This is a genomic window from Paenibacillus sp. 2KB_20 (genome assembly GCF_052115765.1).
Taxonomy (GTDB): domain Bacteria; phylum Bacillota; class Bacilli; order Paenibacillales; family Paenibacillaceae; genus Paenibacillus_AQ.
The window spans coordinates 668,175-688,421 of the sequence record NZ_JBFRHH010000001.1; the positions used below are offsets into that span (position 1 = coordinate 668,175).

Sequence of the window (20,247 nt, forward strand, 5' to 3'; positions counted from 1 at the left end):
TTCACATTGAATTCTCCGGCTACCAACAGAAGAATTGGAACTTTCTACTCCAGGATCTCTTTTCCCCGGGTGCCAGGCTTAATCGAATAAACACTTCTGGCGATATAACGTGGCCGGTCCCCCACAGCGCCATATGCGCAACCGGAAAATCGCTGATCTCCCTGACTCCCGCCCTGCTGGCGCTGTGCATTAGCTCCCAGGAATAAGGATAATCGCTGCCGTTAAAGCCTTGCATTCTCCCATAAAAGGGCTTATCCGGTCTGGCATTCCAGCCTACCTCATTATCCTGAACAGACAGCAGGCCCGAGGTATAATCCGATTCGACCTCCGTAAAGCGGACAGGGACCGGTAACTTCAGTTTATACTCTGGACCTACCAGTTCTCCGTTAATCCCTATGAAATTATGAATGTACTCCTCCGTATCCATCCTCTGGCTTCCTTCGTTGCAGAGCTCATAATCTATCGTCAATGTCGTGTCTTGAATCGAGATTTTCTTAACGAGTTTTGCCGCATACCCTTTGACGTTCCTAGGATGCATCGTATATGAAATGCTCACGTCATCCGAAGTGATATCGACATCGAAAGGTTCCACCGGATACGTATACTGAAAGTGATACGGGTCCTCGCTGACCCGTTTGAGAAGGCCCACTCCTAATTTGGGAAACCATCCACCTACTTCGGCCTCTGCATAGCCCATCCCCTCATGCAGTCCAAACTCGTTGCACAATCCGGACCCGGCCTGAGGGTTAAACCCATCCGCAAACTCATGAACACAGAATGTGTGACCACTTTCGGTCAATTTGACCTGGGTAATGAAACCGGTCCGGTCAAAACGCGTGCCTTGATAACGACCGACTTCCGCTATATCGACTTCCAATTGTCCGTTTGCTAATTGATGTCCCATAACAATCGCTCCATTCATGATGAAGAAACCCCGGCCAACTTGCCTGCCGGGGCTTCTGAAATGTTGTATGCTCGTGTGTCAGGCAAGCTCGACACGAATTAGTTGACACTCATCTTCGGATAACGCGTACAGCAAGCTGCGATCCAATTCGGCAGCCCCCGGTTTCTGACTACGCAGCTGAATCTTCTCGCCGTTCAGCGTTACCGATTGAATCGTATAATTTCCGTAATCCAATCGCTTCGGATTGCTGTATACAATCTGAAGCGGTTTACCCGCAAACCGCGTATGCACAGCAGCAGTACCGTCGGCTCCAAACTGCGAAGGACTGAGCTTCGGCTCCAAGAGCAGATGTCCCAGATTTCCTTTCACTCCAAAAACCTCGGTCAGCATGGTAAGCAAAAGCCAGCTTGCCGACCCGGTAAGATAGGGATACATCCCTCTTCCCTTCTCGTTGATGTACTCGGGAATACCCGGATACATGCGGCTCCGTTCAAAGTCATTGCTTAAATCATAAATCGATTGTAATACCTCGTATCCCTCTTGGACAAAACCTCTCTTATAGAGAGCGTTAGCGTACATGACGCTCATATGGCTGAACATGGCTCCATTCTCTTTATGTCCGAACGCGAAACCGAATGCCCGCCCGAGATTTTGCTGAATCTCGCCAAAGTTCGAATTCAGACGATAGCCAATGCTCGAATCTTTTAAATACCGATCAACCGATTTCGTAATTTGTCCTACCTGTTCATCGTCCGCAATTCCGCCCATAACGGCAAAGACCTGACCTGTGAGCGTCATGCGCACGCCAAGGGGATGATCGCCTTCCACGCGCGCTCCGTCATTATTGTAATAACCGTTAAACCACGAGTATCCTTCTTGGCTTGTAATCCATTCTTTGCTGCGCAAATGCCGGATGATCCAGTCCGCTTTCAGTTTCAAATCCTTCACAACTTCCGCAACGCTAAACTTTCGTTTGTTTCCGGTCACGGAGACTTTAACAGCCTCATAATACTGATCAAGCAGCTCCAGCTTCCCCTGCACATCTTCATATGAGACGGGAGCCGTTACCGAATCGAGCAGCACAGCCATTTCCTCCGCGATTTCAAGAAACTCAACGCCTTCTCTGTCCTGCCATGCCAGCAGCAGATCGCCAAGCTGCATCAAATTGCTTGCATAGAACGCAGTAAAGGCCACGCTCTCGCCTCTGTCCGGAGCAAGATCGAGACCATCATTCCAGTCCGCTCCCTCAAGCTTGATGTTATTGTGCTCACCTACATTAAAGAACGGAACCAGATTCTGCAGCAGCATGTGCTCCAGTATCGTACCTTCGTATACCTCACCGTTCACAGTTAAGAGTAGATTCCCATGCTCAGGCAGCCATCCGGTGTCCTTCTCCTTGCACCGACTTACAAATACGTCGCGGAAATAGGTCTGCGGCTGCTTCAGAAAATCCAAATCCCCGCTCTGATCCAAATAAAGCAGTGTCGTCATGAATGGCCATGCACCGTGATCCATCCATACGCGCGGTATGTTGTTCCGGTCAGCGATAAACTCACCGGGCTTCGTTCCAATAATTGTAGCATTGCTTCCATCAATCCGTACACCTGCATAATTATTAAGCAGCAGATACCGGACCTCGGATGGTTCCATGATCATCAATGCCAGACAGTCCTGCCAGAGGTCACGCCATCCACGTCCTCCACGGCCATAGTCATGATAAGGAAGAAATGAGTTGCCATAGAGACGCCTCAATATCGGCTGCAAGGTTACCCATTTCATCCACAAGTCCTGCTGCTGATCGCCGGTATGGAAGGATACGGTACTCAGCTTGTCATTCCAATAGGCTTCATTCTGAGCAAGCAGCTCATCAAAGCGCTTCTCCGATAAATACGTTTCGGCAAGTCTTCCGGTCTCGGCGCGATCTTCCGAAATGACCATCGCCATAACATAAGCCCTGGATTCGCCAGGCTGCAGTTGAACCCCCGCAAACCGTAGACCTCCAATGGCCTCATATCCCTCCAAGGAGTCACCTGCCTGCGCGCCCGCTTGCTTATTGGCAATGATAGCCTCAGGCCAATCGAGCGCGCCGCCTTCCCCAATATACTCTTCAAGCACCGGAAAATAACCGATCGGTTCCGCACCGTCCGCTTCCGCACCTAGGACGCTGTAGGATACGTGATTAATACGGTGACCCCGCTCGTCAAATGAGAGAGCAGGCTGGACTTCGATTCCTTTGCGATGGACAAAGATCCGGTGAAGCAGGGATGTCACGTGACGGTGGTCCCGCAGGTCGTCTGCCGAACGGCCATACAGCGGGATCGCCGCGGTAGGGGTCAGTTTTAGCGTCTGCTCGCCTACGTTGGTCAGTGTTACTTTCATTAACTCGATTTTGTCATCCGTTACCGGAACGAAGCTGGTTACTTCCGCTTGCAGTCCGGCTTCCCCGTTCATCCGTGTCAGCTTATGCCATAAAAACCCGGCTGCCAATTGGCTTTCTTCTTCCTCGTTCATGAACCGGTTTGCATTCTGCTTGGCTGAATTGCCGGTTACGGACCATGCACCATGCCCGTCAATATGCACCCAAAAGTTACGTGCGGACTTGGAATTATGTAGATCCTCCACCGATACGGGCGACATGAAAAACGTATTATGACTGCTTGTCATTTCACCGTGAAGATTCGTCGTGACGGCCGACATCATGCCGGCCTCATTCACTAAAGGGAAATATAAATAGTTATGATGTTCGGGATTACGCAACGTAAAGACCCCGTGGTTTCCCTCAAACTTCCATCCTGTTGATTTCATATCGCGATCTCTTCCCTTCTATGCCTTAGGATTTGACGGCTCCGGCCAGCGCCCCGTCCACCAGATATTTCTGTATGAACGTGTACAGAATGATCAATGGCGCCGCTACGATCGTAATTCCGCATGCAAGCAGCGGCCAGTTATTCCCGTATTGCCCCCTGAATTCCTTTAGGCCAAACGTAATAGGATAGTTGGACGGACTCGGGAGATACATGATCGGACCAACAAAATCATTCCAGATTCCAATCGCAGTCAGAATGACGCCGGTTGCGATAACCGGCTTCATCAGTGGCAGAATGATCTGGAACAGGTAGCGGATATAACCGGAACCATCCATCCCTGCGGCCTCATCCAGATCGCGGCTAATCGACTTGATGTAGCCGACAAACATCATGAACACAACGCCCGTTCCCGTCGTTTTCAGCAAGATATAACCAAGCTTGGTATCATACCCGAAGAACGAAACACTCTCCTTGAAGGACAGCATGAGTTTATATTGGGCAACCATCGGATTCGGAAGAAACTGGGACAACAAAAAGAACATATAAATGAAGCCGCTCCACATCACATATCCGCGCGCGACCGGGAAGGCCGCAAACAACGACACGATGATGGTCAGTACCGTCGCAGATACCGTATAAATTAAGCTGTTCGCGAAATAACCGGCGAAATTGCCCTCAGACCATGCCTGCGTATAATTGCCCCATTCCATGTTCTGGACGATCCCGATCGGATTGAGCAGATACTCATTGAAGGATTTGAGTGATACGTTGAATACGAGCAGAAGCGGAACGACATACAGAATCAGCAGCAAACCGATGACGGCGTAAGAAAGAATTTGCGTGGTTTTGGAATTTCGCATCAATACTCCACCTCTCTCTTACGCGTCTGTCTGACAGCCACCACAACAAAGAGGAGAATAATCAGGAACTGCACAACAGACAGCGCCGAAGGAAGGCCCATTTCCAAACTTCCCCGGAACGTCTCTTTGTACACGTCGTAAGCCATCGTCCTTGTATTGAAGCGACCGTCTGTTGTCGCCAAAATGATATCAAAGGTAGACATTGCGCCAATGATGGATAACAGCATATTCACCGTGAAGGATGGTGCGATCAGGGGGAAGGTAATATGACGGAAAGATTGCCACTTGCTGGTGCCGTCAATATGACCCGCCTCGTATAAATCTTTAGGGACCGATTGGAGTCCAGCCAGAAAGATCAGCATGGAATAGCCCATGTACATCCAAATCTGGACGAAAATAATATAGCCAAACGCGTGAGTGAAACTCCCAAAGAACATGTCCTGATAGCCGAAGAGAGCGTCGTAAAGGCGGTTGACCGGTCCGTTTAACGGATCGAACATCATCCCCCAGATCAGAGCAACGACAGCTACGCCCAGTACAACCGGCAAGAAGAATACCGCGCGATAGAAATAATCGCCTTTCAGGCGCTGGTTAATGATGACGGCGATAAACAGAGCGACCCCGTTCTGCACGATCGTAACAACGAACATAAAGATCAGGGTGTTTACGATGGAACGCCACCGCTCCCCTGAGTTCCCTGAGAAGAATAATTCCTTATAATTATCAAGCCCGACAAATTGGTACGTGCTGCCCGGGAGGTTCTTAACATCGGTAAAAGAATAGATGACTGTCAGGATCGATGGTCCAAAATAAAACACGATGTAAAGCGCCATCGGTATCAGCAGCAGCAATAAGGGTATGAATCGGTTAAATCCTTTTCCAAATGGATACATCTCTCTCACCTCGCAAAATCCCATTTCAATAAATGTCGGGGCCTGCTGCACAGACCCCGACTACAGTATGGTTCATTCTATATAGGTCTCTTTATAATAGAAGAATCTTATTTCGGAGCAGCAGCTTCCCATTCTTTTTGTTGAATATCAGCCAGCTCTTTTGCTGTTTTGTATGGACCGCCCGGTGCCAGGAATTCCGTATGAACACCTTCTGCAGCCAGATGCTCGCCAATATTTTGACGGTTAATCATCATGATTTCGTACGCCAATTCGAACTCTCCGAGATATGGGGTCAGTTCATTGTCAATAAAGTCGCTTTCCGTCTGAATGTTATCCTGTGTCGGAATGAAACCGGCAGCTTTCACGAATGTCGTGTAATTTTCCGGCTCGGAGAAGAATTCAAGCCATTTTAGGGCTCCTTCTTTGTTCGGTCCCTTCTCGGTTGCATACCAGGTTACGTCATACTTGCCGACAAAAGAGGCATTCTTGGCTGCATCTTCCGTAGCCGGAAGCGGGAAGTAACCGAATTTCAGCTCCGGATTTGCTGCTGCGACGGTTGGAGCATCCCAAGAGCCATCAGCCAGCATGGCTGCTTTTCCTGTTGCAAAATAGGAAGGCGCTGTTGCATAATCAATCCCCATGAATCCGTCAATCATGTAATTGTCTTGAAGCGTCTTCATTTTTTCCAATACTTCGATTGCTTCTTCATCGTTATAAGCCGTTTCGCCTTTCCAAACGCCTTCAATCCATTTCTGCTGGTCTCCGCCGCTAAGAATTTTGGCTTGCAGGGCGAATACAGGGAGTTTCAAAGGCCATACGTCTTTACCTGCAACAACAATCGGGGTAATGCCCTTGGCTTTCAGATCATCATTCAGCTTGATGAACTCCGACCACGTTTTCGGAACACTCAATCCATTCTGTTCAAAGATTTCCTTATTGTAGAACAGACCGGACATCGCAACCTTGCCCGTTGGAATCGCATACACTTTATCGTTATAAGTTCCGGCTTTTTCAATATCGTTAGCATTATAATTCTTAATGAAGGCTTGGTCGGATAAATCCGCGATCAATCCCGTATCAATCCACTGCTGCCAATCAGGTACTTTCGCACCCGGTGTCCATTCCTGCGGGGAAAGTCTCATTCCCGATAAATCAGCCAAAACGTCGACGTCATTAGCGGTGATTCTTGCTCTCTGCGCCTGCTTGTATTCGTCATCCGGACCCGTAGTGGTATACTCTATCGTATACTCAGGATACTTCTCTTCAAATTTCTTGTTGATCTCTTCAACCGCTTTATTGATGTTATCTTGTTTCCAGTGTAAAATTTTGATGACCTTTTTATCACCTTTCGAAGGTGTGCCTTTATCGGCTGAATCACTGCTTCCGCAAGCCGCTAGCGAGAAAGTCAGAGCACCCGCCAAAAGTATTGCTGATAATTTCTTAATCATTTCCTTACCCCCTGAAATTAAAGTGCAATTCATTATGAAACCGGATTCATCATTCCGCTTTTTCTCGCCCAGTACAATCTTGATGTTACGAAACAATAATTATTAATTTTCGCAATTCAGCGAAATATACCGAAAGCGGTTTCGCAAGGCCTATTATTACTCATAATATTTTGTTTGTCAAAGCTTTTTTTTCTCTTTCCCAAAATATTTTGTTATTAAACGCGATACAGCTTTATTCCTTTCTATTACAAGCATCATGACTACTCTCTTCATTGACTTACCTAGTTAAAGCAGATACACTAATTTACGAAACAGTTTCGCTTCTGTACTGAATAACGACAAGTAGCAGTCATATTTAACGAAAACTCACGAAAATTATGAAATGATAATATAAACAGAATAAGGGGCGTTTCGCATGGCGTTAAACATCAAAACAATCGCTAAAATGGCCGGGGTATCCGTATCCACCGTCTCCAAGATTATCAACAACTACAGTGATGTATCCGAAGAGACCAAAGCACGCGTGTTGGAAATTATGAAAGAGACGGGATACACCCCTTCCAATTCTGCGAAAACATTAGCAACCAAGAAATCGAATTTGATCGGCATCATATTTGCGGGAAAGCTGAATGTCGATTTTACTCATCCTTTTTTTGTTGAAGTTCTCAATTCCTTTAAGAAGCAAATGGGGGTTCTCGGTTACGATCTACTGTTTTTTTCGAATGAGAAATTCCAAGGGGATGACGCCGACTACCTCGGCCGATGTCGTCATTATCAGGTGGATGGCTGTGTCATTATATCCGGCGAGGAAATCGAGCCCTCGATTAAAGAGCTGGATGAGAGCGATATTCCGTGTATCGGGGTCGATATTGAACTATTCGGCGAAATGTCGGGGCATATCATGTCCGATAATTATAAAATGTCCTCGAAGGTCGTGGAGCATTTCTATCTTCAAGGTTTCAGAGACTTGGGGTTCATCGGAGGCAGCAAGGAGTCTGAAATCTCCAACAAGCGTGAGGCCGGTTATCGTAACGCCATGGATAGCTTTGGACTTCCGGCCCGGGCGGAATGGTTCCAAAGCGGTGAAGATTTTCATGAGGCAAGCGGATACAAAGCCATGACACGGCTGATCCAAGCAGGTTCCCTTCCTCGCGCGATCTTTGCGGCCTCCGATCAGATTGCGATTGGAGCCATCCAAGCGCTTCAGGAACATAGCCTGAAGGTCCCTGACGATGTATCGATCATCGGTTGTGACGATATTGAGGCGTGCAAATATACAACTCCCAAACTAACGACGATTCGGCAAAATAAAGAGAAAATCGGTCGACTGGCAGCGCTCATGCTCTATGACCTTATCCATAAACAATCACCCATCAGCTCCTTTGTCGTAGAGCCTGAACTCATCGTTCGGGAATCTTGCGGAAGCAACACGCATCACTACGGATACTTTAAAGAGTAAAGCTGGGTAAGGGAGTGCGGGGCTGCTTCAGCCAAGAGCAAGGTTATTCATGCCTGCCTTTGAAAATAGCTCTTATTCTCCTAGGTATGATAATCCTCGTCTAAACCTAGAGCTAGGCTTTATATGTGTGCAAAAAAAGCCCAGGGCATGATGCCCTAGGCTTTTTGACGTTGTTTATTATAGGTCGTAGTACAGGGAGTACTCGTGCGGATGAACACGGATGTTAACCGCTTTGGCTTCGGCACGCTTGAACTCGATGAAGTTCTCGAGGAATTCTTGCGTAAATACGCCGCCTTCTGTCAAGAACTCATAGTCTGCTTGAAGTGCATCCAAAGCTTCATCCAGGGAACCCGGTACGCTGCGGATTTCTTTCTTCTCGGCATCAGACAATTCATAGATGTTTTTATCGAATGGTCCATAACCGAGTGCGGTAGGATCGATTTTACGCTTGATACCGTCCAAGCCAGCCATCAGCATGGCGGAGAATGCAAGGTAAGGGTTCGCCGTGGAATCCGGTGTACGGAACTCGATGCGGCATCCCTTCGGCGTTACGGCTGCAACCGGGATCCGCACTGCGGCAGAACGATTGCCCTTGGAAAATACGAGGTTAACCGGTGCTTCATAGCCTGGTACCAGACGTTTGAAGGAGTTGGTGCTTGGATTCGTCAAAGCGATCAATGCAGGCGCATGGTACAGAATACCGCCGATGTAGTGGATCGCTGTTTGGCTCAGGTTAGCATAAGCGCCTTTTTCATAGAACAATGGGGTGTCTCCATCGAAAATGGACTGGTGAACGTGCATGCCGCTTCCGTTATCCCCGAACAATGGCTTCGGCATGAATGTAGCTGTTTTGCCATATTGGCGCGCTGTGTTATGCACGATATATTTATAGATCAACAAATTGTCAGCTGTTTTTTTCAATGTATCGAAACGGAAGTTGATTTCCGCTTGGCCGGCAGTTGCTACTTCATGGTGGTGACGCTCAACGCGAAGTCCTGCTTCATCAAGCAATCGGCACATTTCGCTACGGATATCCTGTTGAGTATCCACGGGTGCTACTGGAACATATCCGCCCTTAACGCCAACTTTGAAACCAAGGTTGCCGCCTTCTTCCTTGCGGTTCGTATTCCAATGCGCTTCCTCGGAGTCTACGAAATAGCTGGAGCTGTTCATGGAGCTTTCATAGCGAACTTCATCAAACAGGAAGAACTCGGATTCCGGTGCAAAGAATGCTGCTGTTCCGATACCGGCCTCTTGAAGGTATTGCTCGGCACGAGCTGCGATACCGCGCGGGTCACGCTCGTAAGCATCCCCTTCCGGAGTATAGATGTTGCTCATAATGTTAAGCGTAGGATGTGCTGTAAACGGATCGATATAGCAAGACTCCGGATCAGGCATCATAACCATATCCGATTCTTCAATGCCGCGGAATCCTGGAATAGAAGATCCATCGAACGCTACCCCGTTCACGAATGTTTCTTCATCTACTTCTGAAGCCGGCAAGCTAATATGATGAACCCGTCCCGACAAGTCTACAAAACGAAAATCAACCCACTCAATATTGTTCTCTTTAATGGTTTGCAATACTTTCTCTACCGACATGTCTCTTCCTCCCAATTTCCGAACATTAAGACTTAAACAGCTTAACAATGTTCATAATCTTTCGATTTCTTTTCGTCATTATATGCCGGGAGATAACCTGACGTCAATACCTATGTAAGGTATTTTTGAAAACAATGTTAGGTTATATAACACAGAAAACCAATTAATGTAAACTTAAAAAAGACACCTGCAAGCTTTTTGCAGATGTCTTTTTTCTTAGATTTAAGGAACTGGCGAACCTTAACTATGTTCTTAACGCTATCCCCGAGTGTACAACGTCGCTTATCAATTACTATACGCGCGCAAATTCAGAAGCAGGTGCTTTGGAAGTCGCAAAGCTTTTGCCTACCAGTGGGGCCAGCTGCTCCAAGTCTTTAAGCAATGCGGCAAATTGATCCGGGAACAGGGATTGAACCCCGTCGCCTGTCATGGAATTATCTGGATCCGTGTGCATCTCAATAATAAGGCCGTCTGCCCCAGCCGCCACAGATGCCTTGGACATCGGTTCGACAAGCTCACGTCGTCCTGTTCCATGGCTCGGATCAGAAATGACCGGAAGGTGGCTCAACCCTTGTAAAACAGGGATGGCAGATAAATCCAGCGTATTCCGGGTGTACGTTTCGAATGTTCGGATTCCACGTTCACAGAGCATGACATTCGGATTGCCGCCGGCAAGAATGTACTCCGCTGCATTCAGGAATTCATCATAGGTTGAACTGAAACCTCTTTTCAACAAAACCGGCTTACCACAGGTACCCAGTTTCCGAAGCAAATCGAAATTTTGCATATTACGGGTTCCCACTTGCAGAATATCAGCGTATTCCGCGCAAATATCCACGTATTCGGGCGTCATAACCTCCGTAATCGTCAACAGGCCATGTTTTTGCCCGGCTTCCGCCATCATTATCAAACCTTCAACGCCAACGCCCTGGAAGCTGTATGGGCCCGTACGTGGCTTAAAAGCGCCACCTCTAAGCACCTGTCCGCCTGCTGCCTTAACCAGCTGCGCGATCTCGTCAATCTGCTGTGCGGATTCCACGGCGCATGGACCACCCATGACGACCAGATTGCCGCCACCAATCTTGGTGCCTTTAATATCAATAACGGTATCATCCGGATGAAAATCACGACTAGCAAGCTTGTAGGACTTGGAGATTTTAACCACATTCTCTACGCCCTTCATTTGGCGAAGGTGCTCCGCAAGCTTCGGGTTCACGCTGCCGATCAGCCCGATTACGGTACGGTCCGCCCCTTTCGATACGTGAGCCTGCAGTCCTTCCTTCTCAATCTCGCTTACGATATGCTGAACTTGTTCCTCTGATATTTGATTGGATGTAATAACGATCATAATAAAACCTTCTTTCTGAATTTATTCCATTTTCAAATCGATGGATAATCGCTTTCGCGCTTGTTCGCTTTTAAGCTTTTATGCTTTTATCCGATAAAGTAAATATACAGAAAAAATCTCCCCTCGTCAAGCCCATTCTTCAAGCCTGCACGATCGGGAGATGTCGATTACCTGTTACATCAATGTTTTGCTGCGTCCTTCCGCTACGGTTCGCTTCACGAGTGGTATCGCAATTCTTGCCGTTGTCCCAATTCCGGCTCGGCTGAATAACGTGACCCCATATTCGCTGCCATAGTGAAGTTTGATTCGTTGATCCACATTCCGAATACCGTATCCGGCATTGGTTAGATCCTGTCCGCCTGTATTATCCAAAACTCTGCCGGGCGGGAACCCGACTCCATTATCGATAATCTTAAATTCCAGGACGTCTTCCAGCACTCTGGCGGTAATTCGAACATGAATATAATCCCCGGTCCAGGCATGCTCCAGCACATTCTCGATAAACGGCTGCAAAATCAATTTCACGGTTTCATACCGGACCACTTCCGGCTCGAAATCATAAGTAACCTGCATCCGTTCGTCGTATTTAATCTTTTGAATATCTACATACGCCTGAGCCTGTTCCAGTTCATTCTTCACGGAGATGATATTCCAGCCATCGTTAAGCGACAGGCGATAAAACTTCGCTAGGTCCATCACCATACGCTGCAGTTTATCCAGCATCCCAAACCGCGCCAAGCGGCTGATGGAGGATAGGGTATTGTATAGAAAATGCGGATTAATCTGCGCATGCAGCGATTCCAGTTCCGCTTCTTTTTTCTGAAGGTCGGCCAGATACACCTCATTGATCAGCTTGCCGATATTGCTGCCCATATCATTCAGAGCAGAGGAAATATGCGTAAATTCATCATTGCCCTTAAAGGATACCCGCTTGTGGAATTCTCCTTCCTGGAACGAGTCCAGCACCGATACGATTTTGGAAACCCGGCGGCTGAAGTATCTGGAAACCAAAATGCTGACCACAAAAAAGATAGCGATACAAATCAGACAGATCAGATAAGTTAAATTACGAATCTTGACCGTATCTTTCTCCACGATTTGCGCAGGGACAACGGCAATCAAATCCCATCCGAGCTGGGGAATGGGCTTCCGAATGAGGAGGTCACCGTTCTTGCGAAGTTCTTTTTCCTTGAAGACGGTTGTCTGTATGCCACCCGATGATAGAACCACCCGCCCTTGGGAATCCGATAAATATAAAGCCGTTCCGTCACCGATCTTGTTGTAATCCATGCTTTCGAAGAGGTCGGTCATACTGACGTTGATCCGCATGAATCCGATCTCCTGCGGTTTAATGGTCGAGCTGATATCCACCAACCGCCGCAGCAAGGAAATGCGTCCGTTCCTCACATCGTCTTCAATCTGTTTCCATTGCAAGGTTACGCCATAATTCTCTTCCTTTGGATACAGCTTATACCATGATCGGTCCTCTAGTCTGTCATATTGATAAATATCAAACAGACGTTTGTTGGAATCCAGCGGATCTGAATTCGAATAATTGTCATAGATCTCCCTAAGGTCGTCGTTACGCAGGTAGATCGATAACCAGATCCTTCGGTTAGCCGTACTCACCGCGGTCTCCAACTTGGGAATCAGCACATTAATCGTTGTGTCGTAGCTAATCCAAGCGCTTTCAGTAAACCGCAGGCGGCTGTTAAAGGTCGTATCAAAATAAAGCATGTCCGAGATCCGGATCATGTCCTCCATCTTATATGATATATTCTCGCTCATCTGATGCAGCGTTCCCTGAATATTGTTATACGTCTGCTCGCGAATGGACTTTACGAAGACCTGATTCGCAATCTGACCGACAAGCAGCACCGGTATAATGATGAACACGCAGTAAGAAATCATTAACTTGTACCCGAAAGGTATCTTGACCCGTATTCGTTCGAATTTCCCTGCCATCACCTGTTTGACCCCACATCTAATCTGAATTTTGCCAATTACGAGTGCTTGCGCCGGTATTCCAGAGGTGTCATTCCATACATTTCCTTAAACTGTCTACTGAAATAAGGCAGATACTGATACCCTGTTTGCGATGCAATTTCGTATATTTTGAGCTTGGTCGTCTTGAGCAGATCTCTAGCGCGCTCCATGCGGAGCTTGATTACATAATCGCTGAAGTTATGTCCGGTTTCTTCCTTGAAGAGCACCCCAAGATAATTCGGTGAAAAAGAAAACCGGTTTGCCATATCTCGCAGCGTGATATTCTCATGCATACGCGCTTGGATATTTTCTATGATCTCTTCGACCAGCCTGCCATTCTTTGTTGATTTTCGGTTCTTGAGCATTTCCGAAATTTCCATTGCCTTCATGCGAAGCCATGAGAAGATATCATCCATCGTTTCAAAATGAAGTAGAATATCAAGATTTTTGAGATCCAATCCTGCCATACGGTATAACTCTTCATTAATCGTCTGCAGATGACCTTCGAGCTTCACCATAATATACACGGCTAAATTACGTATGGTGAACTTGGATCTGATATTAGAGGCAAGCAATTGAATCGCTTCCAGTTCATCATAAATACGAACGATATCATACTCTGTCATGGCTGTAAATAAGGCATCCAGACGGATATCGAGACTTTTTACATCCTCACGGTCCTCGGTAGGCACCTCGCTGTACAGAATCCATTTACCTTTGCCCCGGAACATTTTGTAGTCCAGCGCGGCCAATGCCTCCTGATACGACGTGTGAAGCTGCTCCAGTTGGTAGGCAGCTCTTCCTTCTCCTACCGTCATCGTATAGTTATATTCCTGCTTCAATTCCTCAAGCAGGGATTGAAGCTCTTCTTTGCCCCTGCCCCCGTTAAGCAATACGGCCGTCCGCTGATCTGTTACCTTGCATATGTATTCGAAGCCGTTCTGTTCGAGCAGTTTATGCAGTCTCGAGAAATACTCCTCTATGACACTAAGCTTTTCCTCGGAATCGAGCAAGCTGCTTCGCCAAGTGCTCACATTATCAAGCTCTAGCAAAATGACACAAACCGGCCAGTGAAGCTCCGTCAATCGGTACTCCCGCTTGATAATATCCAGTATGGCTCCATCGTAGGGCCTCTGGAGAATTTGCAGGAGGTACTGATTTTTGAGGATGGGGATCATCTGCTGGTAAGCTTCTTCCGTCTCTTTGCGTTCATGGAGACGATCCAACTCCAGCCTCACCTTCGTTAATGCATCGATCAGCTCCTGATCCTCCATCGGCTTTAAAACGTAACTGCATGCATTCAAGGCAATCGCCTGCTTCACATAACCAAAGTCCTGATAACCGCTTACGAAGATAATCCGGAGTTCCTCCTGCAATTTCAGTGCCCGCTGAGCAAGCTCAAGCCCGGTCATATTCGGCATGCGAACATCGGTAACGAGGATGTCGATCTTCTCCCTTTCGAGAACCTCACAGGCAGCAAAGCCATTATTGACCGAGTCTATCACTTTCATTCCGAGATTTTCCCATGGAATAAAGCTCTTCATGCCCTCTAGGTCCAGTATTTCATCGTCTGCCAGCAGCACTTTATACACGGGTATCATCTCCCCCATAAATTCCGATAAGGGTATACTGCATAAGCAGCATACCCTTCTTGGTTTTAAGTAAAGATTATTATTGGCCTTTCATTTTTGCAACGTTTTCTTGCCATTTCGTTGTTTTGAATGCAAGAAGTTTATCATATCCGGCAGATTGCGCATCGGCTTCCGCCTTGTCGAGGATTGCCAATACTTCGGCATCATCCTTCGCATACAGGGCTTTCGCTCTGGATTCTGTAAAGATATCCTCTACACGCTGACGGATAATTCCTTCCTCGCTGTCCGGGGCCGGATCGAGGTTGATGTATTCCGTAGCATTTGCTTGAGTCTTCCAAGTGACTTCATACTGCCAACGAGTGGACCAGTTACGCTGCTCCTCCGGCAATGTGCTTTCATATTTTGCTTTTGCTGTATCAATAAATACCGTGTTACCGTTCCAATGCAAGTTCGTTGTTATCGCTTGCAGCTTGTTAAGACCGGCTGCATCAGATACATACTTCTCAGTAAATTTAGGTGTCACACCGTCGTCTTCAAATCCATCCCAATATCCTCCTGGAGGACCCCACATCAGAACACTTTGTCCTTCAGGACCTGTGTACCAATCCAGGAATGCGAAGATCGCTTCTGGATTTTTAGCAGACTTCGTAATTACACTTACGTTCCAACCCAATTGCGTGTAAGTACCAGGGAAGATTTTGTTCTTGTCCAGGCCTTCTTTATGAATCGGCCAGATCATGAAATATCCTCCGTTTGGATCTTTTGCTGCCAAATCGGCATGTGCGTTCATTGCATTTTCAGTCGGGCTTGAAGCAGCATATACTGCAACTCGTCCCGTGTTCACTTTCTCTTTAACCTGATCTACAGTTTGAGTCATAGCATCCTGAGAAATCAACTTCTCACGGAACAGCTTCGCGGAATACTGCATCGACTCACGGAAGATAGGATCAGTAAAGATGGAAGACAACTTGTCACCGTTAGGCACGCCGCGGATGCTGATCCAGCGCGTTAGAGCATTTTCAGCAAAAGCGGAATACAGTACTTCAATACCTTGACCTTGAACGTGCGGTTCAAATGGAACAACTTTATCGCCATATTTGGCTTTAACTGCTTTCAGGTATTCGTACAAATCATCTGTTGTTTCCAGTTTAGGTGAACCTAACTCATGGTAGATTTGTTTATTAACAACATACCCTGCGTTACCGTTCGGTTGGTTCGTATACCAGTTCGGGAACTGATATAGTTTACCGTCAGGGGAACGAAGCATGTTCAGACCTTCCTCACCCATCCATTCCTTCAAGTTAGGGTATTTATCGAGATATTCGTCATAAGGCACAAGCATGTCTGCTTGACGCAATTTCTCTACATCCGGTCCGCGATCCATCCACATAACATCTGGAAGCTCCGTGGAAGCAATCATGGTATTGAATTTTTGTTGTGCGTTACCTTGCGAATGAATGGCATTTACGGTTACTTTCTTATTCTCTTTAATCCATTTCGAGGATTCGTCTTGCCCCCATGGAGGCATGGTGTACTCGTTATAATGACCATAGAAGCTGAACTCAAGCGGAGTTTCGCCAAGCACAAACTTGTCAGATGCCTCCGTTGGAGGCGTGCTAGTTCCGCTTTCGCCTGCTGGCTCAGGGTTAGCAGTCTTGGTTCCACCGCCGCCGCCGCATGCAGAAAGCATTAGCGCTGCCGCAAGCAAAGCCGTCATCGATGTGGTCAGCGATTTCTTTCTCAACCTCATTCTCTAATTTCCCCTTTCGTCTTTACACTTGATATTTATGTCTAAAGCATAATGCTTCAAACAACACATATTGTTGCCCTTACTCTTTCAGGGAGCCTACCAGAACACCTTTAACGAAGTGCTTCTGTACGAATGGATACACCATAATAATCGGAAGTGTTGCCACCATCATGGTTGCCATGGACAACGACTTGGAGGTCACACTCTGCATCCGGGAGAGAACGGCCTGAGAAGCCGAATCTAGATTGCTCATCTGTTCAGACATAATATTAGAGTTCAATATCTGGCGAAGCATGGTCTGAATTGGCAGCAAGTTCTCGTTATTGATGTAGATACTCGGCAAGAACCATTCATTCCAATGCGAAACCGCGGTGAACAATGACAATGTTGCGATTACCGGACCGGACAGTGGGAGAATGATCTTAAAGAAAATACCCCAGTTGCCACAGCCGTCAATTTTGGCGGACTCTTCAAGACCATTCGGGAGGCCGTTAAAGAACGTTCGGAAGATGATCATGTTCCACACACTTACCAAGCCCGGAATAATGAACACCCAGAAAGAATCCATCAGACCCAAACCGCGAACGAGCATAAAGGATGGGATCAGGCCACCGCCAAAATACATCGTAATAATACACATAACCATGTAGTACTTACGGCCGATCAGTTCGCTCTTCGTCATCCCATAAGCGAAGATGGAGGTTACAAGTATGGAGGAGATGGTTCCGATCACGGTACGAAGCACCGAAATCTTGAAACCATTCAGCAGCCTGTTATCCTGAAAGACTATCCCATAATTCTCTAATGTAAAGTCCCGGGGCCAGAAGGTAACGCCCCCCATTGCTGTATCTGAACCTGAGTTAAATGAAATGACAAGTCCGTTCCAAAACGGATAAAAAGTTACAAAGGCCAGTAATGCCAAGAAGATATAAATGATGACCATCATCACTTTGTCACCAAATGCTAGACGTACCACAATTACCCGCTCCCTTCATCATAGTGGTCTTTTACCATAAGCTGTTCCCTGATTTACGTGCAATCAAGTTGGCAATCGTCAGAAGCATGACGCTGATTACCGCTTTAAACAAGCCTACAGCCGTTGCATATGAGAATCGGGAATTTTCAATACCTATTCGATAGACATACGTGTCGATAACGTCGGATACCTCTCGCAATACCGGATTCTTAGCCAAGAGCAAGATGTCTTCGAAGCCTGCAGTTAGCAAGTTACCAATGGCAAGAATCATAAAGATAACAACGACTGGCATAATCGATGGAAGCGTAATCGTAAAGATCTGCCTGAATTTGCTTGCGCCATCCATGTCCGCTGCTTCGTACATGTGCGGGTCAACCCCGGCAACAGCTGCCAAGTAAACAATCGAGGAGAACCCAATCTCTTTCCAAACCCCTGTCGTTACGAGTATCGTCCAGAAGTACTCAGGAATGGACAGGAAGTTGAGCGGTTCTTCGATCAAATTCAGCTTCTGCAGCAGAATGTTCACACTGCCGTTATCCGTTGACAAGAGAGAAATCGCAAATCCTGAAACGATAACCCAAGACAGGAAGTGCGGTAGATAACTGACGGTTTGCACCAATCTCTTGAAGAACATATGCCGAACCTCGTTCAGCATCAGCGCCAGCATAATCGGTGCAGGGAAACCAATGATAAATTTAAGTAAACTGATGACGATCGTGTTTCGCATAACCGTCATAAATTCAGGTGATTCAAAAAACATTTCGAAATGCTTGAATCCAGCCCATGGGCTCTCGCCCATCCCTTTGAAAATGTTATAGTCCTGGAAAGCCATTAGAATACCGTACATCGGTATATAGCTAAACACAAAAATGAGTGCGAGTGCAGGAAGCACCATTAATTGAATATCCCATTGTTTAGCAAAGCGAATCAATAAGCTGTCCTTTTTCCGTTTTGGAACAGGTTCCTGTTCTACGGATATTTGCGCCATGTCCAACCCCCCGTGTGTTCTATGCCATGAAGTTTACCTAATGTCTAACATTGTAGAATAAACTATCCAATATAAACATTTGCCTATTCAACGAAAAATGATATTATTCAATCGAGAATTGAAACGCTTACACAGCATGGGATATTTACGGGGGTACTGCTAGTCCAAAAAAATGATCCTGCCTCCGGCGAGGTTGTCCAATATTCATCCTTCCGTTCTTAGTGCGGAACATAGAAAATCCCCTTAGGTCTATAGTGTTCAGTTCATTTCACATGAACTGTTGTTCCACCATTCACCACAAGGGGAGAGTATCAATTAGCACTATTTGGCTAAACCATTCATAGTTTTTATAAACTAAGCTAAAATGGATCTCTTGTTATGTTTAGGCTATGATTCATGAACTGATATAATTTCCGGTAACACCATCAATGTTTAGCTGAACGCTGTCCTCTGCTGGTATGCTATAAACCATTTTCTGTAATGTCAATGGACTCGAACTCCTAATATATCATAGGTGATCATGAAAATAAACGCTTATCCCCCTGTTCGAGAAAAGGAGCCAAATAGGACGATGACAAGATAATATTAAGGACGTACCGATATCAAAAAAAAAACAAGGGTCGCGATTTAATCGCGACCCTTGTTTAAGAAAAAGCTTCCATTCTTATGATTTACTCTTCACCCGAACCGGCGGAAGCAGTTTATTCATATTCACCGTACGTTTGATCTCCCAAGTTTCCGGCTGATCATGTTCATACTGTTCCAAATAGGCGATGACTTCCTTGGTAATTGGAGTCGGTGTTGATGCCCCTGATGTAACAGCCACTTTGCCTACGCCTTCAAGCCATTCGCGTTTAAGCTCCGTCACATCGCCAATGCGGTGAGCCGGAACGCCAGCTATCTCTTCGGATACCTGTGCAAGACGGTTCGAGTTATTACTGCGCGGGTCGCCAACCACGATGACCAAGTCCGCCTGACCGGCTTGCTCGGCTACCGCTTCCTGCCGGACTTGCGTTGCAAGGCAAATTTCATTATGAATCTCCGCTCCAGGGAATTTATCGAGCAGACTCTTCATGATATGCTTGATATCCCATTGACTCATCGTGGTCTGGTTCGTAATGATGATTCGGGATGATTTTACCTGAAGCTGTTCAATTTCTTCTTCCTTCTCGATCAGATGCACATGTTCCGGTGCGATCCCGATAGCCCCTTCCGGCTCGGGATGCCCCTTCTTCCCGATGTAAATGATCTCATACCCGTCCGCTACCTTTTCCCGGATCAAATCATGGGTTTTCGTCACATCAGGACAAGTGGCGTCGAGTGTGGTTAACCCTTTATCTCTCGCAAGCTTGCGTACTTCGGGAGAGACCCCGTGTGCGGTAAAAATAACGGTGCCGCTCTCCACCTGACTCAGGATTTCCATCCGATTCGGACCGTCCAGCGTAATGATGCCTTCATCCTCAAAGGATTGCGTGACATGACTGTTATGCACAATCATGCCCAATATATAAATAGGCCGAGGAAGATCCAGATTCTGGGCCGCCTGACGTGCCAAGACCATAGCGTCAACGACACCGTAACAGTAACCTCTCGGTGATATTTTCAAGACTTCGATGATCCTCACCTGCTTTCCG

Annotated in this window: 14 protein-coding genes; 1 reads left to right on the top strand and 13 read right to left on the bottom strand. The window is 46.8% G+C overall.

The window, feature by feature from the left end; translation table 11 throughout:
- Positions 1 to 19 precede the first annotated feature (19 nt).
- The 5 genes from AB4124_RS03105 to AB4124_RS03125 all read right to left on the bottom strand — a co-directional run bounded on the left by AB4124_RS03105 (position 20) and on the right by AB4124_RS03125 (position 6,912).
- The gene (locus tag AB4124_RS03105; protein ID WP_441971097.1) at positions 20 to 904 is read right to left on the bottom strand and encodes a hypothetical protein; all 885 of its coding nucleotides are present in this window, start codon (positions 902 to 904) and stop codon (positions 20 to 22) included.
- Positions 905 to 982: 78 nt separating this feature from the next.
- Positions 983 to 3,709 (bottom strand): GH36-type glycosyl hydrolase domain-containing protein, encoded by a 2,727-nt coding sequence (locus tag AB4124_RS03110; RefSeq protein ID WP_441971099.1) that lies wholly within the window; start codon positions 3,707 to 3,709, stop codon positions 983 to 985.
- A gap of 25 nt (positions 3,710 to 3,734) precedes the next feature.
- Positions 3,735 to 4,571, bottom strand: coding sequence for a carbohydrate ABC transporter permease (locus tag AB4124_RS03115; RefSeq protein ID WP_076324459.1), 837 nt, complete (start codon positions 4,569 to 4,571; stop codon positions 3,735 to 3,737).
- A complete protein-coding gene (locus tag AB4124_RS03120) occupies positions 4,571 to 5,464 on the bottom strand; it encodes a carbohydrate ABC transporter permease (protein ID WP_076324460.1) in 894 nt (297 codons plus the stop codon). Before AB4124_RS03120 ends, AB4124_RS03115 begins: the two co-directional genes overlap by 1 nt.
- Positions 5,465 to 5,571: 107 nt before the next feature.
- Positions 5,572 to 6,912, bottom strand: coding sequence for an ABC transporter substrate-binding protein (locus AB4124_RS03125; protein ID WP_441971101.1), 1,341 nt, complete (start codon positions 6,910 to 6,912; stop codon positions 5,572 to 5,574).
- A gap of 415 nt (positions 6,913 to 7,327) precedes the next feature.
- Between AB4124_RS03125 and AB4124_RS03130 the strand changes: the two genes are divergently transcribed.
- Complete coding sequence (locus tag AB4124_RS03130; protein WP_076324462.1) at positions 7,328 to 8,371, top strand: LacI family DNA-binding transcriptional regulator; 1,044 nt, start codon at positions 7,328 to 7,330, stop codon at positions 8,369 to 8,371.
- Positions 8,372 to 8,548: 177 nt separating this feature from the next.
- On the opposite strand, the gene glnA is transcribed toward AB4124_RS03130, so the two are convergent.
- The 8 genes from glnA to AB4124_RS03170 form a co-directional block, all read right to left on the bottom strand.
- Positions 8,549 to 9,973: a type I glutamate--ammonia ligase gene (gene glnA / locus AB4124_RS03135; protein WP_430129622.1), complete on the bottom strand. Its 1,425-nt coding sequence runs from the start codon at positions 9,971 to 9,973 to the stop codon at positions 8,549 to 8,551.
- A 292-nt stretch (positions 9,974 to 10,265) separates the two neighbouring features.
- A complete protein-coding gene (aroF, locus tag AB4124_RS03140) occupies positions 10,266 to 11,321 on the bottom strand; it encodes a 3-deoxy-7-phosphoheptulonate synthase (protein ID WP_076324464.1) in 1,056 nt (351 codons plus the stop codon).
- Positions 11,322 to 11,495: 174 nt separating this feature from the next.
- The gene (locus AB4124_RS03145) at positions 11,496 to 13,286 is read right to left on the bottom strand and encodes a sensor histidine kinase (RefSeq protein WP_441971104.1); all 1,791 of its coding nucleotides are present in this window, start codon (positions 13,284 to 13,286) and stop codon (positions 11,496 to 11,498) included.
- A gap of 38 nt (positions 13,287 to 13,324) precedes the next feature.
- Positions 13,325 to 14,899 carry a helix-turn-helix domain-containing protein gene (locus tag AB4124_RS03150; protein ID WP_430106831.1) on the bottom strand — a complete coding sequence of 525 codons (1,575 nt, stop codon included), beginning with the start codon at positions 14,897 to 14,899 and terminating at the stop codon, positions 13,325 to 13,327.
- A 79-nt stretch (positions 14,900 to 14,978) separates the two neighbouring features.
- On the bottom strand, positions 14,979 to 16,649 hold the full coding sequence (locus tag AB4124_RS03155) for an extracellular solute-binding protein (RefSeq protein ID WP_083659761.1): 1,671 nt from the start codon (positions 16,647 to 16,649) through the stop codon (positions 14,979 to 14,981).
- 79 nt (positions 16,650 to 16,728) lie between these two features.
- Positions 16,729 to 17,625, bottom strand: a complete 897-nt coding sequence (locus AB4124_RS03160) for a carbohydrate ABC transporter permease (RefSeq protein WP_076324467.1) — start codon at positions 17,623 to 17,625, stop codon at positions 16,729 to 16,731.
- Positions 17,626 to 17,656: 31 nt separating this feature from the next.
- Entirely contained in the window at positions 17,657 to 18,613 is a 957-nt protein-coding gene (locus AB4124_RS03165; RefSeq protein ID WP_076324468.1) for an ABC transporter permease, read from the bottom strand.
- 664 nt (positions 18,614 to 19,277) lie between these two features.
- Complete coding sequence (locus tag AB4124_RS03170) at positions 19,278 to 20,228, bottom strand: 4-hydroxy-3-methylbut-2-enyl diphosphate reductase (RefSeq protein WP_441971629.1); 951 nt, start codon at positions 20,226 to 20,228, stop codon at positions 19,278 to 19,280.
- Positions 20,229 to 20,247: the final 19 nt, after the last annotated feature.

Coding starts and splice junctions, on each gene's coding strand:
- AB4124_RS03155 (WP_083659761.1), bottom strand. CDS start 16,649: ATGAGGTTGAGAAAGAAATCGCTGACCACATCGATGACGGCTTTGCTT.
- AB4124_RS03130 (WP_076324462.1), top strand. CDS start 7,328: ATGGCGTTAAACATCAAAACAATCGCTAAAATGGCCGGGGTATCCGTA.
- AB4124_RS03145 (WP_441971104.1), bottom strand. CDS start 13,286: ATGGCAGGGAAATTCGAACGAATACGGGTCAAGATACCTTTCGGGTAC.
- AB4124_RS03120 (WP_076324460.1), bottom strand. CDS start 5,464: ATGTATCCATTTGGAAAAGGATTTAACCGATTCATACCCTTATTGCTG.
- glnA (WP_430129622.1), bottom strand. CDS start 9,973: ATGTCGGTAGAGAAAGTATTGCAAACCATTAAAGAGAACAATATTGAG.
- AB4124_RS03110 (WP_441971099.1), bottom strand. CDS start 3,709: ATGAAATCAACAGGATGGAAGTTTGAGGGAAACCACGGGGTCTTTACG.
- AB4124_RS03165 (WP_076324468.1), bottom strand. CDS start 18,613: ATGGCGCAAATATCCGTAGAACAGGAACCTGTTCCAAAACGGAAAAAG.
- AB4124_RS03115 (WP_076324459.1), bottom strand. CDS start 4,571: ATGCGAAATTCCAAAACCACGCAAATTCTTTCTTACGCCGTCATCGGT.
- aroF (WP_076324464.1), bottom strand. CDS start 11,321: ATGATCGTTATTACATCCAATCAAATATCAGAGGAACAAGTTCAGCAT.
- AB4124_RS03105 (WP_441971097.1), bottom strand. CDS start 904: ATGGGACATCAATTAGCAAACGGACAATTGGAAGTCGATATAGCGGAA.
- AB4124_RS03125 (WP_441971101.1), bottom strand. CDS start 6,912: ATGATTAAGAAATTATCAGCAATACTTTTGGCGGGTGCTCTGACTTTC.